This window comes from Burkholderia sp. D-99 (assembly GCF_011605345.1).
GTDB lineage: Bacteria > Pseudomonadota > Gammaproteobacteria > Burkholderiales > Burkholderiaceae > Burkholderia.
In genome coordinates this window covers 39348-52530 of record NZ_JAAOXM010000005.1, presented here as the reverse complement: position 1 = coordinate 52530, position 13183 = coordinate 39348, and the positions used below count along the sequence as shown (strand labels likewise).

Sequence of the window (13183 nt, the reverse complement as noted above, 5' to 3'; positions counted from 1 at the left end):
CCTTTCCCGCAACGACCGCTTTTTTTTAACGACACGAGCATAGTTCTTTCGAGGCTGACCATGCAATTAATCGATATGCGAAATGCGCCGCTCGAGCGTGAATATCATTTCGAGCTGGACTCGCGCGTCACCGATCCCGCCCGCTTCAAGGTCGCGTTCGTGATATTCCTGGAGGGCGACCTCGTGATGTCGCCGGAGCATCTCGGCGTCGCCTACATGGCGGCGGTGCTGCGCCGCGCCGGCTTCACCTGCGTGATCATGGAAGTGCGGGACGACAAGGACGCCGCACTCGACACGCTTGCCGCGTTCGCGCCGGACATGACGTGCTTCACGCTGATGAGCCTGAACATCGTGACGTTCGGCGGCTTCTCCGAGCAGGTCCGCGCGCGCCTGCCCGGCACGCGCATCGTGTGCGGCGGGCCCGCCGGCACCTATGCCGGGGTCGACGTGCTGCGCAACTGCCCGCACACGGACATCGTCGCGGTCGGCGAAGGCGAGCCGACCATTTTCGAGCTGGTGCAGCGGCTGTACCTGAACCTGCCGCTCGACACCTGCCCGGGCATCTGCTTTCGCAACGCAGACGGCGAACCTGTGCAGACCCCGTTGCGGATGATGATGCACAACCTCGACGACCTGCCCTTCCCGTCGCGCGACCAGCTCGAGCTGCACGGCGGCAAGCTGGAGTACATCCGCATCAGCACGAGCCGAGGCTGCGTCGCGCGCTGCACGTTCTGCAGCGCGCCGCACGCGGGCAACAAGATCCAGCCGGGCAAGGGCTGGCGCGGCCGCTCGGCCGCGTCGGTGCTGGACGAGCTCACCCATCTCGTCGACACGTACCAGTTCCGCACCTACGACTTCATCGATTCCACCTTCGAGGATCCGGACGGACGGCGCATCGGCAAGGGGCGAATCCGGGAGATCGCGAACGGGATTCTCGATCGCAAGCTCGACATCTACTACAACGTCTGCATGCGCGCGGAAAACTGGACCGACGACGATGCCGAGCTGCTGCAGCTGCTGTTCGAGTCCGGCCTCGAGAAGGTCAACGTGGGGATCGAGTCGGGCACCACCGAGGAGCTCGCCCTGTGGCAGAAGCGCGCGAGCGTCGAAGACAACGAGCGGATCATCCGGCTGCTGCGCGAGCACGGCATCTATCTCGCGATGGGATTCATCCAGTTCCACCCGTACTCGACCGTCGACACGTTGCGTCGGAATGCCGAATTCCTGCGCCGCAACAACGGCCACAATCTGCGCCGGCTCACCGAGCGGCTGGAAATCTATCCGGGCACGCCGTTGATCGGCAAGATGGAGCACGACGGCCTGCTGAACGCGGACTACTGGCAATCGCTCGACCACTATGGCTACCGCTACCAGGATGAAGCGGTGGCGAAGCTGGCGCATCACTTCGCGTCGCTCTACAACAACGACGACTATCACGAGCGCGGCGTCATCACCGATCAGTCCGCCGTGTTCGAATTCGAGACCTTCAACGTGGTGCTGTCGACCTTCCTGTCGCGCACCCAGCGGCGCTTTCGGCACACCCCGTCGGTCGTCGAGCTGATCCGCGAGTTTCGCTCGGGGTTGTACGCGAAGCACAAGGAGATGTCCGAGTTCAATTTCGCGTTCTTCACGTCGAGCCTCGACGCGGTGCTGGCGGACCGGCTGGATGCGGAAACGCACCGGCGCGACGTGGCGGATGTCGAGCAGTATTTCCGTTCCGCGATCGACGAGATCCGGACCCGCCAGTTGCGGCTCGGGCGGGCGCTGCTGCGGGCGGGCGCCGACCTGAGCCAGATCACGTCGACCACCGACACGCGAAACTTCCCGATCGCAAAAACGTATACTGGCGGCGGCATGCCCTGCTGGTGATACGGGCCGCTGCCCCATTACCGACCGACTTCACGATGAATCCCGCCAAGGTAGACCGAACCCGCGTCGTCAAGCTGACCGACCTGCCCAATATCGGCCCGGCGTCCGCCGCCGACCTCGTGCAGATCGGCATCGGCCGCCCCGCCGATCTCGTCGGCCGGTGTCCGTTTTGCCTTTACGACGAGCTGTGCATGCGCACCGCGACGCGCCACGACCCGTGCGTGATCGATGTGTTCATTTCCGTGACGCGGTTCATGGCGGGCGATCCGCCCGAGCCGTGGTGGGCCTTCACCGACGCGCGCAAGCGCATCATGAGCGGCGCCTCTCCCGCCGCCTGCGACACGCCCGCCGGCCTGCCGTGCGATGTGTGCGGACGGCGGCCGGGCTGAGCCGGACGGCCGCCCGCCAGGGGGCGCGCCGCCTGATCGCCACGAACCGGCGGCGCGCGCGCCGGTAGCGAACGAGCAGGTCGGCGCCGAGAGACGCTTGCGCGGGTTCGATCGCATCCCCCCGTGCCGGCGTCGCCCTCAGCTATGCAGCGCGTGCCCCAGCGCCCGCAGCCGCAGTCGCAGTCGCAGTCGCAGACCAAAATAAAGTCGTCACCGCTTGCGAAGCAAAGGTGTCGCCGAACCCAGCGTCGCGAAGACCAATGTCAACTCACCTGGAGCGCTGACAGCCGCCACCAAGCTCATCTGATTGGCACTGCGAAACATCACTGCCGATTGGGGGCGTGCTGCTCATGACTGGAAGGCGGCTATGAACCAGTTCGCCATCCTTTACGAGGATCGATTCATTCGATCATCCGCGTGAATCTCAACCTGCCTTGAATACGGAACTCCTGCCCCCCCTCTCCTCCCGCTTCCTGGTAGCGGCGCAGCCACTTGCGAAGCGTTGGCCTGGAGATGCCACAACGCGTGCATACGAGACCGGCGTTGCCGGTCTCTTGATCCATGCGTACCCAACGTAATCGCATCGAGATTTCGCGTTCCATCGTCCCGTATTAGTTGAAACGATGTCCGCGAATCACACATCTCGAGCGACACAACCTCCCGATCGCCGGCGAAAATTACGCGCCCAGCAAGACCATTGCATGGACGCGCGAAAGCGCCTGCTGCCACTCAACGCTGTTGCGCGTAGCGTCACCGTTGTCGAGCAGCGGTTTGAGCAATGCGAGCAGATCCGACGACCGGGACGTTTCTTCCGGCGTGGTCACATCCGAAATCAGCCGGCCGGCTTCGTACATCGAATCGCGTGTCTTCCGGTCGGACGTCTGATTCAACGACGCCGCCTGCAGCACACCGCGTTTCGTTGCGATCTGCACTGTGCTGCTGGCGCTATCGTCGATTTGCACGTAGCGATAGTTCTGCGACAAGCGCGACGACGTCAGTACCGGTTCGCCGCCGCCCGACAGCGCCCGATGGTAGCTCGCGCTCAAATGGGACTGCTGACGCTGCATGATCTGTCCGTCGCGTTGCGAGCCGGTGAGTTGCGTGGTTTGCGATACCTGATAGGAAAACGAGTCGACTTCGCCGGGATGCATCGGATTCGGAGACGTCGTCGCATTCTTGATCGATGCGCTGAAATCACCGAGTCCCGTCAACATTGCCTGATTCGCCTGCTGCAGCGCTGGCGCATAGGCTGCACCCGGCAACACTTGCCCCGACGGCGTCCCGTAGTCCGCGTTCATCTGCGCGAAGCCGTCTTCGAACATCGACATCAGCGCCGCATTGCCGTGCCCTCGCGAATTCGCCTGATCGAACTGCTGCAGATAGCTGGCAACGGACGCAGCACGTTGCGAACTCGTCCCCCAAAGCGCCGAATTGCTCGTGTCGACGCTGACGTCGATGACCCCTTCCGCACTCTTGATGCTCAAGCTTCGAGAGGCGCGACTTTGCGAATAGCTGGCCGAAATGTTCGCGCTGCCGTCGTTGGTGACGTTGTACTGAAAGTTCACGGAAGCGAGCGCCGACGTGTCGAATTGCGTCAGGCCGCTCAGGTCGAGTTTTGGCGGCGTGGCACCCAGACTGTCGATGGCCCGCTGAAAACCATCGGCAAGCTGGGCCACGGCGCTGCGTTCGCTGTCGCTGAGTTTGCCGCTGCTCGTGATGCTGGCCGAGAGGCTGCCGCCCCCGCTGTCGAGCTCGATGTCGACCGTCACGCCGCTGTTCGTTTTAACCGTGAGGTGGATCTTGCCGTCGGGTCCTTGCAGCGACGGTAAACCAATGCCGCCGGTCATGCTGACCGACTGCGAAAAATCGCTATCCGTCGTCTTGAAACGATCGAGCAGCGCACTGCCGACACCGGAGAACTGCGCCGTCATCGTCCGCGAGGTGGTGTAATTGCCCAGCATCCGGAGTGTCACGGCGTCGCCACTGTCGTTGGCCGTGGCGACTGTCGGCGCAACGCCGGCCAGCGTCCCGTCCGGCGTATAGGTTTCAAGCACCGCAACGCCGAGGGAGGAAGGAATCGTGACAATGGTCGACGGCGAAGACAGCGCCGCACTCTGCCGGTCGATTGCGTTCGCCGATCCGGCGGGGACAGGGCCCGCAGAATCCGCGAGTGGAGCAAGCGCAGCGGTCGTGGCGACGTTCAGGGACGATAGAGTAGACATGGCTTTCCAATGCGTTCTTGTTACCCGCTTGTAGTGCGGGCGCGCTGGTATTACGGAATGCTCAGACTGCTTTATCGTCAGACGAATCGGATTCTTTAGCCCGATCTTTCGTTTTGTCTATCGGATCAGGCATGAAATTCAGAGCGGAGGTCCCAGCTTCGGTCGGAGAGAGGCCCGCCGCTTCGTTCCGCAAGAAAAATGCTTCTACGATGTGAGGCTAGCCCAATTTCGGTCCCGGATCGCCCAGGGCCGCCTTTCTTGCCGGGTCAGGTGGACTCGATTCGCACCCATGCCTCGTCGAATATAAATAGACCCTAGCAGGCTGTTGAAAAGCGCCTCGTTTTGGCGACCGGGACGCGGTTTGATCGAAGCGCAGACGACGTCGGCGCCCCTGTGCCTCGGCTTTTCACTGCCGAGCGGCATGGGTGAGGAAACGGCCGGCCGCGTCGAGCTCACGCGCGCCGTGCGGCCGCTCATCGATGTAGCGGATCTCGCGCGCCGGGCGCAGCTCGATCGCTACGACCTGCAGGTGCTCGCGCGCGCGAACGCGGCCAGCAAACTCATGGTTTATAGGCGTTGATCAGCAAGCGTCGTCTCTGCCGTCAGCTTCGGCATCTTCAGCAGCTTCGCTTTGTAGTCGAACAGATTGTTCTCGTCGATGTCGAATCGACGCAGCCAATCATCGCTCTCGGCGGTCGTATCAAAGTATGGAGCGGCGGCTCCCATCAAGCCGCGCTGCAAACGCCACACTGTCGTAGCTCGAACGGCCTTCAGCACATTGTTGAGGACCACATAGTTCGCCGGCGCGACCGGCGGCCCCTTCCCTGCCTCATCTGCTGCGCCACCCGACTCGGGTTCAGGGCCGGCTTGAATCACGACCCCGCCGTTCATGTCGTATAGCGCGAACCAGTTCGGCGGTAGCTCACTTCGTAAAGCGGAGATCCCGCCTACCTGCTCCAACATCGCCTTATCCACACATGTGAGCCAGGACACCGTTTTCAGTTTGGTTCTCAGGTGCGTCGCGTTGAGTAGCGGATTGCCAACGTCGAGTGCAATGTAACGCCGCGCCAACCAGTATTCCGTCGGTGTGTTGGCTTCGGCTTCCGTCAGGCTCAGATTCACTGCGAACCCGGCGTAGCCGTTGTAGGCGTTCAACCGTTTCGCGAAGTCGACGAAAAGCTGCTGAAACACACGAGGATGGGCGACCAGAAACGGCGCGGGAACCGAGAAGGTCAGCGCGCTGGCGCCGGCCTCCGGTATCGCTTCCTCGTACTCCAGGATTCCGAACACGCGGAACTCCCACAGTCCAGCATCGTCAGCTTTTTCGCCAGACGACACGTAGGCCGTGACACCCTCGTCGCCCCTCGCGCGAAACACCTTCGGGTCGACCTGGCCATCCTTCAGCTGCACGGGCTTCCGGCCGTCTTGCGTGAGCCAGCGAAGACGCGGACCCGCGTAAGCGGCATACGCCGCGAAGCAGTTTGCAATCTCGCCCTGCACGGCCTCCTGATACGCGTTCGGAAAAAACAGCGCCGCGCGCACGACCATCGCCGCACCGACGTAGTCGTGGCGTTGCTTGGGCAGGAGCATGCCCCCTTTCAACAGGGCATCAGTCTGGGCATTTTTCGCCCACTCGATCAGTGCTTGTTCGTCCATGATCATCAGAATAGCGGAATCAGGTTCGGCGATGCTGGAGGCGCAGCGCCGTCTGGCGGCCGCGGGCCGAAGACATTGCGCGCACGCTTCGTCACGCCCTCGAACTCATCGAACGGGCTCCAGGGCGCCGCTTTCGACGCGCCATCCGTGGCGTCTCGAGGCACGGGCCCAAGCACCGGGTACTCGCTGGTCTTTTCCTGCTTCTTCCCATCATCGTCAGGACAACCGCAATCCTCCGGCGTCAGCAGGACCGCAGAGGCGTGCGGGCCCGCGATATCTTCGTCCTGCTTCTGGTGCCGCGTTGAATACGTGTCGCCCTTGAACTTCATCTCGACCACTGCATCGAGATTATCCTGCGTGGGCTCCTTCGCGGGATCCTTCACGATCACGACGTCCGGGATACGCACGTTGCCGGCACCTCGTTTGCACTCCCCCTCCCAGTTGCCTTTGATCCATTGTGGCAGCCAACCATAAGTCTTGTTCGGGGTGCGCGGGCTCATGATCGGTGTTGGTGGCCGAACCGTCATAAGGTACTTCACTTCAGCCTTGTAGATGCTGGTCGTGAAATTGGTGTCTTCCTTTTTCAGTTGCGTAGCAACGCAGATCTGTCGGAGGTCCTTGTTGTCTACCGACTTCGCCGGGCCGTTCTTGCATGTGCACATGAGGCTGCACAGCTTCGCCTGGTCCTTGGGGCGCAGCTTCGAATTGAGGTAGACGGGACTGGTTTCGCCTTTGTCTGGCGCCGTGCCTCCAATCGACCACTTGCTCACGTTTCGGTACTCCCCTCGCCGTGAAACGTGATCGAAGTCGGCTCGTCAGACTCATGCCACTGCGTGAAGCCTTGCGAGTCGGTCTGGCCGGAGATTGTGGAACCGCCGGGGGTCTGGAAGGAGTAGGGATGATTCGGAACGGGACTGCGCGTTTCGCTGTTCAGGACTTGAAATCAGCCACGGTACCGATCGGTCGCGCTCGAATCCTGCTGCGGCACGACACTCTTTCCGCCGCCGATCCCGCCCGCCGCACCGGACACCTGCTCGACGTGCGCAGATCCCAGCGAGGCGATCAGCGACGCCCCGCAGGCCGTCTTGTCCCCTTCCGTCGCGACAGGCCGACCTCCAAAGGTCATGCTTCTCACCTTCACGTCGACGATCGGATAAACGCCGCCACATTTCGGACACGCCACCATGTCGCCAAGCAGCGCGACGGGTTTGCCGAACATCATGTTCGTTGATGTACAGGCGATTACGCGTCCACCATGCGACGTCGTATCGCCTTCGCGAATAAACGCGTAGGTCATAGACAGCCCTCGGTTTGTTATGTCGCATGAATTTAGCATTGTTTCGTCGCGACACGCCGCGAGGAGGCCTCGGGCCGACTGTCAAAGTTTGTTAGCAGGTCACGGTCGGCCAGCGTAATATCGCGCAGCGGCGGCGATCTCGTCCGGCGTCATCTGCCGCGCAACATTGCGCATCTGCTCGCTGATGTCGTTGTGCCGTGCGCCCGACGAAAATGCCTGCAACTGCGTCTTGATGTAGGCCTCGGGCTCGCCTTCGAGCCACGGCCCACCGACCTTGTTGTCCATCCCCCCGTGGCACGACGCGCATGGTGCGATGTTGCGGAGCGGTGCGCCGCTCGCGACGATCTTCGGCGGATTCGCGGCAGGCTTCGTTACGGCGCGCGGCAGGTACGAGTAGTACGCCGCAAGATCGCGCATATCCTGATCGGACAGATTCGCGGCCATCGACTCCATCGCCGAATTCGTGCGCGCACCCGTCTGGAAATCCTTCAGCTGCTTGTAGACGACTGCCGCATACTGGCCCGCGAGGTTCGGTGAATCCGCGTCGCTCATCCCTCGCGCGCCGTGACACATCGTGCAGCGCATCGCGAGCGTCGCGCCGCGGCCGATCGACAGGCTGTCCGTCTTCGACATCATCTGCGGCGTGATGACGACAGTGCTGGTCTTGATCTTCGACGGCTCCGGCTGCGAGGCGAGCCACGCCCGCGGGACGCCGGCCGCGCTGCAGATCGCATTCCAGATCCCCTGGAACTGCGCATCCTTCTGCACGGACGGCAACCAGACGAAACCGATCAGCACCGCCGCGGCCACCGTGAACAGCGTGAGCCCGACACTCACGGTAAACCAGCGGTTGCGAAGCGAAAATAGGCGTTCCGTGCTCATCGTTGCGTCCCCAAGTAGATGGCCGGCACCGACGGCTGCTTGAGCGTCATCAACTGTGCGATCGGGTAGCCGTAGTTGACGACCGTGAGGCCGATCATCAGCGCTATCCACAGCCCGAAGCTGTTGAGCGCGATGGGCAGCTTCTTCGGCTCGTGCACGGCCGAGCTGAACGTGAACTCGGCGGGGTTGATCTTCGCGCCGCGATGTCCGCGTATCAGCACGACAAAGAAGAGCACCGCCGACGCGACCAGGATCAGTGCACCGATCACCGACAGGATCACCCAGATCGCTTGCGGCGCAAGCGCGGGATCGCTGTAGTCGTAATAGGCCATGCGGCGCGGCATGCCGAGGATGCCGACGTAATGCCACGGAAACGTCGTGACGATCATCCCGACGAACCACAACCAGAGCTGCGTCTTGACGAGACGCGCGCTGCCGAGCGCGCGGCCCGTCAGATACGGCCACAGCTCGTATGCGATCGCGAAGTACATGATGACGACCGCGCCGCCGAAGATCAGGTGGAAGTGGCCCGTGATCCACTGCGTATTGTGAATCGTCGAATCGAGCTGGTAGCTCATGTTGATGAGCCCGCCCGCGCCGCCGAAGCCAAGCATCACGAAGGAGAACGCGACGGCAAGCATCATCGGCTCGTGCCACGGCAGTGCGCGCAGCCAACCGAACGCCCCCTTGCCGCCTCGCAGCCGCGCGGCGATCTCTACCGACGCGCATACCGTGAACACGGTGAGGAGCGTCGGCACCGCGACGATCGCCGTGAACACCGACTGCAGGAACTTGAAGCCCGAGCCCACCTGCGGATCGGCGAACAGGTGGTGAATGCCGATCGGCATCGCACCGACGAGAAACAGGATGAACGAGATGCGCGCCATGCCGTCGCTGTACAGCTTACCGCCGATCGCGCGCGGCACGAGTGTGTAGTACGCGATATACGCCGGAATCAGCCAGAAGTACACGATCGCATGCAGTGTCCACGAGAAGAACACGCGGGCGAGACCCGCGTCGATCGCCGTCTTGAGTCCGACCGCGACCGGCAGGATCTGGAACAGGATCTCGATCGCGGCGCCGATCGAAGTCCAGCCCCACAGATACGCGCCCGCGACGTTCGCGAACATCGCGAGCGGGATCGGCGCGCCCGGATTCGCCTTCTTCCATGCGTACAGGTTCACCGACGTCAGCGCGACCCAGATCCACGAACCGACGACGACGAGGACGACGCCGAGGTAGTAGAACGGGCTGCCGATCATGGGCGGATAGAACGTATAGAGGACGGAAGACAGCCCGAGCGAAACGGGCGTCATCGCGACGACCGAGCCGACTGCGATCAGCCCCAGGCCCACCCACGCCCACTTGCGGCCGACCAGCGGCATCTTGAGCGCGAGCTCGTTGATCGCATAGCCGAAACCCATCGCGATCAGCGTCGGGAATACATAGCCCATCACCGAACCGTGCGCCGTCACAGAGCGATAGTAGAGCTCGGGGTTGCCGAGCCATGGATGCAGCGGACTGCGCGCGAGCATCTGCCATGCGCCGAGCAGCAGTGCGACGCCGAAGACCGCGAACGCGAGCCAGAAATGCGCGAGTACCAGTCGATTATTCTTTAACACAGCTCAGTCTCCGCGCGCCGGACGCCAGTTTGTCGAATTCCGCACGATCAATCACCTTGACGTGCGCCCACATCCCCTCGTGGCCGGTTCCGCAATATTCATGGCACGGCATCAGGTGCTCCGTTGGCTTGTCGAAGGTCGTCCTGAACGTTGCGATGTAGCCCGGCTCGAGCATCGAATTGATGTTGGTGTCGGTGATGAGGAAGCCGTGTACGACGTCCGCGCTCGTCGCGCGAAACGTCACCGGCGTGTTCGCCGGCACCAGAATGCACTGCGGCGTGAACGAGTATTGCTGGCCGATCACGCGCACAGTTACCGAGCCGTCCGGCTCGCGCGCGGTGCCGAGGTTGCTCTCGATGAATTCGCCCGAGACGTGCAGCGTCGTCGGATCGACCGTTTCGACGCGCGACGGCGGCATCATGGCCCAATGCAGGCCGGTGTACACCATCATGGCGACGAGCAGAACCATCAGGCCGACGGCCAGAATCGCCCATCTGCGCTCGATCCGGGCCGCGAGCTGCGCGCCGTCGAGACGGTCTGGCAAAGGTTGTTTTGACATGGGAACCCGGTTACTGGATCACGCCGCGGGGCAGGAAAACGAAAAAGTAGAAGGCAAACCACAGTGCGATCACGATCGCGGTTGCGGTGCCTGCGAGCGCGAGCGCGCCGTGCGGACCCGCGCGAACAATCTCGTCAACCGCATCGTCGTGCGGTTCGGGAGCGTCGCCGGGCCGTTGGAAAGTGTCGCTCATGATGTCCTCAATAGAGCGGAGCCGAACGCAGCGCATTGGCTTCCTTCGCGGAAACCGGCGTACCGCGGTTGCCCCAGGCGGTCCGGATGAAGGTCGTCACGGCCGCCACCTCATCGTCCGACAGCGACTGGGCGAAAGGCGGCATGCCGTAGGGTTCGGGGTTCTTCGCGGTGCCGGGCGCGTATCCGCCATTCAGCACCATGCGGATCGGATTGACTGCGGACGTCATCTGGATCGACTGGTTGCCCGCGAGCGGCGGGAATGCCGGCGGCTTGCCGAGGCCGGACTTGCCATGACAACTTGCGCACTGGGCGTCATAGATCTTCGCGCCGAGCTTGTTGAGTCGCGCCTGCTCCGATGCGGGCATCTTCGTCGGCGGCAGGGACACGGATTCGCTCCCGCGTTGCGGCAGCGACTTCAGGTAGACAGCCATCGCACGCACGTCATCGTCGGACAGGTGCTGCAAGCTGTTGTAGACGACCTCCGCCATCGGGCCATACACCGTACCGCGATGCGACGCGCCCGCCTGCAGGAGGTCGGTGATTTCGGCGATGTTCCAGTTGCCGAGCCCTGCTTCCTTGTTCGACGTGAGCGACGGCGCATACCACGCCTGCATCGGTATCAGCCCGCCTTCGAACGCGTTCGCTTCCGAGCTGCCGCCAAGCGCATTGATCGCGGTGTGGCACATCGAGCAATGGCCGAGCCCTTGCACGAGATACGCGCCGCGGTTCCATTCGGTCGACTTCGTGGTATCCGGCTGATACTCGCCTTCCTTGAAGTACAGCGTGCGCCAGCCGATCAGGAGTTGCCGGTTGTTGTACGGAAAGCGCAAGTCGTGTGACCGGTTCGCGAGCTTCACGGGCGGCACCGAGCGCAGGTACGCGAAGATCGCATCGGAATCCGCGCGCGTCACCTTGGTGTACGCGGCGAATGGCATTGCCGGATACAGCAGCGAGCCGTCGCGCGACCGGCCGGTGTGCATCATCGAGTAGAACTCGTCGGCCGTCCATTTGCCGATGCCCGTTCCGTCATCGGGCGTGATGTTCGGCGAATACAGCGTGCCGAACGGCGTCGGCATCTCGCGGCCGCCCGCGAAGAGCTTCTCGCCCGGTACCGTATGGCACGCGATACAGTCGCCCGCACGCGCGAGATACTCGCCGCGCCGGATGGTCGCAGCGTCGTTCGACGACTGAGCGAATGCCGAGCCCGCGACGGCGACCAGGACGCCGGTGAATGCAAGCGCGCTGCGCAATTTCACAATCAATTGCTTGTGCACGGAGGTCTCCATTAGCGGGGCTCGCTGCCGCATGCGAGCGGCATCACGAGCGAGCCCACGGGCGCGGGCGACGGACTGGCTGGCGCGGGCCGCGACGCGAGCCACGCGGAGATCGCAGTCACATCGGTGTCGGTGAGCCGGGATGCGACCTCCTGCATGCAGTTGGGCGCGATCGATGTACGCGTTCCGTACCGCCAGGCACCAAGCTGCGCGCTCAGATAGTTCGCGTGCAGGCCGAGAAGACCGGGAACAGCAGGCTCCATCCCGGTGAGCGCCGCCCCGTGGCACGACACGCACGCGGGAATCTTGCGCGCCGGGTCGCCCGACTTCACTAGTTGCTGCCCTCGCTCCAGCACCGCGGGCGCGAAGGTGGGCACTGCGATAGCAGGGAATGGCGGCCGCTGGCTCGCGAAGTGGTCGGCTATCCGATGCAGGTACGCGTCGGGCAGGTACGCAAGCAGGTAGTTCATCGGCGGGTACTTGCGCCGGCCATCGCGAAACGCGACGAGCTGGTTGTACAGGTAGCCGGCCGGCTTGCCCGACAGGCGCGGGAAGTAGTCGTCCGACGTCCCCTCCCCCTGGCGGCCGTGACACGCGGCACAGGCCAGCACGCGTGCCTCCATCGAATCGGGCGCGCGTTCCGTCTGCGGTTCCCGAGAGAACGCCGGCTGGCTCAGCAAACCGCACAGCACGGCAAGTACTGCGGTGGATCTCAAAGTCACTGTCATCTTCTCGGACAAGGCATCCCGTTCCCGCTATCACGCGAGCCGCCCCTGCGAATCTTTGGCGCGAACGAGTACGTCGCTGGCACCATTGCCTTCGTTGGTCTCAAGGGAACCGGTTATTCAAATTTTGATCGGCGTGAGGTTCTCACGAGCGCCACCGATTCGTCTTGATTCACGTCAATTGATTACACGGATTGAAAATTCGCGCGGAACGACTTCCGAATATCAGGACACGACATCGCGCAGCGGATCATTGATCGCCCGACTAGGCCAGACCTGACAGTGGCGGGTAAGGCAGGCACCAGGGGGAAAAGCGCGGCGACCTGCCGTAGACTAAAAGAAAGATGTCACCGAGCCCAGCGTCGCGAAGACCAGTGTCAACTCCCTTGGAGCGCTGACAGCCGTCGCCCCGCATTGTTCGGAACCTGAGTTTGAACCGACAATCGTGCTGTAGCGATAAGGTTCCTTTTATCCCGCTGCCGCGTCGATCGGG

Annotated in this window: 12 protein-coding genes and 3 pseudogenes; 4 read left to right on the top strand and 11 right to left on the bottom strand. The window is 63.0% G+C overall.

Annotation, left to right across the window (positions count from 1 at the left end; all coding sequences use genetic code 11):
- The first annotated feature begins 60 nt into the window (after positions 1-60).
- The 3 genes and pseudogenes from HAV18_RS20010 to HAV18_RS20000 form a co-directional block, all read left to right on the top strand.
- On the top strand, positions 61-1869 hold the full coding sequence (locus HAV18_RS20010) for a B12-binding domain-containing radical SAM protein (protein ID WP_166958926.1): 1809 nt from the start codon (positions 61-63) through the stop codon (positions 1867-1869).
- A 35-nt stretch (positions 1870-1904) separates the two neighbouring features.
- Complete coding sequence (locus tag HAV18_RS20005) at positions 1905-2258, top strand: helix-hairpin-helix domain-containing protein (protein ID WP_166958924.1); 354 nt, start codon at positions 1905-1907, stop codon at positions 2256-2258.
- A 286-nt stretch (positions 2259-2544) separates the two neighbouring features.
- Positions 2545-2679, top strand: a pseudogene (locus HAV18_RS20000) (IS256 family transposase); the annotation flags it as partial.
- A gap of 34 nt (positions 2680-2713) precedes the next feature.
- Here HAV18_RS20000 and HAV18_RS19995 read toward each other — a convergent pair.
- Together HAV18_RS19995 and HAV18_RS19990 are read right to left on the bottom strand one after the other, a co-directional pair.
- Positions 2714-2842: pseudogene (locus tag HAV18_RS19995) on the bottom strand (helix-turn-helix domain-containing protein); the annotation flags it as partial.
- 93 nt (positions 2843-2935) lie between these two features.
- Positions 2936-4480 carry a hypothetical protein gene (locus HAV18_RS19990; RefSeq protein ID WP_166958922.1) on the bottom strand — a complete coding sequence of 515 codons (1545 nt, stop codon included), beginning with the start codon at positions 4478-4480 and terminating at the stop codon, positions 2936-2938.
- Positions 4481-4841: 361 nt separating this feature from the next.
- Between HAV18_RS19990 and HAV18_RS19985 the strand changes: the two genes are divergently transcribed.
- Positions 4842-5060, top strand: coding sequence for a hypothetical protein (locus HAV18_RS19985; protein ID WP_243771729.1), 219 nt, complete (start codon positions 4842-4844; stop codon positions 5058-5060).
- Here the strand turns inward: HAV18_RS19985 and HAV18_RS19980 are convergent.
- The 9 genes and pseudogenes from HAV18_RS19980 to HAV18_RS19940 all read right to left on the bottom strand — a co-directional run bounded on the left by HAV18_RS19980 (position 5048) and on the right by HAV18_RS19940 (position 12693).
- Positions 5048-6142: a type VI immunity family protein gene (locus tag HAV18_RS19980; protein WP_243771728.1), complete on the bottom strand. Its 1095-nt coding sequence runs from the start codon at positions 6140-6142 to the stop codon at positions 5048-5050. The genes HAV18_RS19985 and HAV18_RS19980 overlap by 13 nt on opposite strands.
- Complete coding sequence (locus HAV18_RS19975) at positions 6142-6906, bottom strand: VRR-NUC domain-containing protein (protein WP_166958921.1); 765 nt, start codon at positions 6904-6906, stop codon at positions 6142-6144. The genes HAV18_RS19980 and HAV18_RS19975 overlap by 1 nt, the downstream gene beginning before the upstream one ends.
- Positions 6903-7433, bottom strand: a pseudogene (locus HAV18_RS19970) (PAAR domain-containing protein). Before HAV18_RS19970 ends, HAV18_RS19975 begins: the two are co-directional and overlap by 4 nt.
- Before the next feature lie 99 nt (positions 7434-7532).
- On the bottom strand, positions 7533-8315 hold the full coding sequence (locus HAV18_RS19965; protein WP_166958919.1) for a cytochrome c: 783 nt from the start codon (positions 8313-8315) through the stop codon (positions 7533-7535).
- Positions 8312-9937 (bottom strand): cbb3-type cytochrome c oxidase subunit I, encoded by a 1626-nt coding sequence (locus tag HAV18_RS19960; protein ID WP_166958917.1) that lies wholly within the window; start codon positions 9935-9937, stop codon positions 8312-8314. Before HAV18_RS19960 ends, HAV18_RS19965 begins: the two co-directional genes overlap by 4 nt.
- A complete protein-coding gene (locus HAV18_RS19955) occupies positions 9924-10481 on the bottom strand; it encodes a cytochrome C oxidase subunit II (protein WP_208102060.1) in 558 nt (185 codons plus the stop codon). Before HAV18_RS19955 ends, HAV18_RS19960 begins: the two co-directional genes overlap by 14 nt.
- Positions 10482-10506: 25 nt before the next feature.
- Positions 10507-10689, bottom strand: coding sequence for a hypothetical protein (locus HAV18_RS19950; protein WP_166958913.1), 183 nt, complete (start codon positions 10687-10689; stop codon positions 10507-10509).
- A 7-nt stretch (positions 10690-10696) separates the two neighbouring features.
- Positions 10697-11977, bottom strand: a complete 1281-nt coding sequence (locus HAV18_RS19945; RefSeq protein ID WP_166958911.1) for a cytochrome c — start codon at positions 11975-11977, stop codon at positions 10697-10699.
- Positions 11977-12693, bottom strand: a complete 717-nt coding sequence (locus HAV18_RS19940) for a c-type cytochrome (protein WP_166958909.1) — start codon at positions 12691-12693, stop codon at positions 11977-11979. The genes HAV18_RS19945 and HAV18_RS19940 overlap by 1 nt, the downstream gene beginning before the upstream one ends.
- Between the last annotated feature and the right edge of the window lie 490 nt (positions 12694-13183).

Coding starts and splice junctions, on each gene's coding strand:
- HAV18_RS20010 (WP_166958926.1), top strand. CDS start 61: ATGCAATTAATCGATATGCGAAATGCGCCGCTCGAGCGTGAATATCAT.
- HAV18_RS20005 (WP_166958924.1), top strand. CDS start 1,905: ATGAATCCCGCCAAGGTAGACCGAACCCGCGTCGTCAAGCTGACCGAC.
- HAV18_RS19990 (WP_166958922.1), bottom strand. CDS start 4,480: ATGTCTACTCTATCGTCCCTGAACGTCGCCACGACCGCTGCGCTTGCT.
- HAV18_RS19980 (WP_243771728.1), bottom strand. CDS start 6,142: ATGATCATGGACGAACAAGCACTGATCGAGTGGGCGAAAAATGCCCAG.
- HAV18_RS19965 (WP_166958919.1), bottom strand. CDS start 8,315: ATGAGCACGGAACGCCTATTTTCGCTTCGCAACCGCTGGTTTACCGTG.
- HAV18_RS19950 (WP_166958913.1), bottom strand. CDS start 10,689: ATGAGCGACACTTTCCAACGGCCCGGCGACGCTCCCGAACCGCACGAC.
- HAV18_RS19945 (WP_166958911.1), bottom strand. CDS start 11,977: ATGGAGACCTCCGTGCACAAGCAATTGATTGTGAAATTGCGCAGCGCG.
- HAV18_RS19940 (WP_166958909.1), bottom strand. CDS start 12,693: ATGACAGTGACTTTGAGATCCACCGCAGTACTTGCCGTGCTGTGCGGT.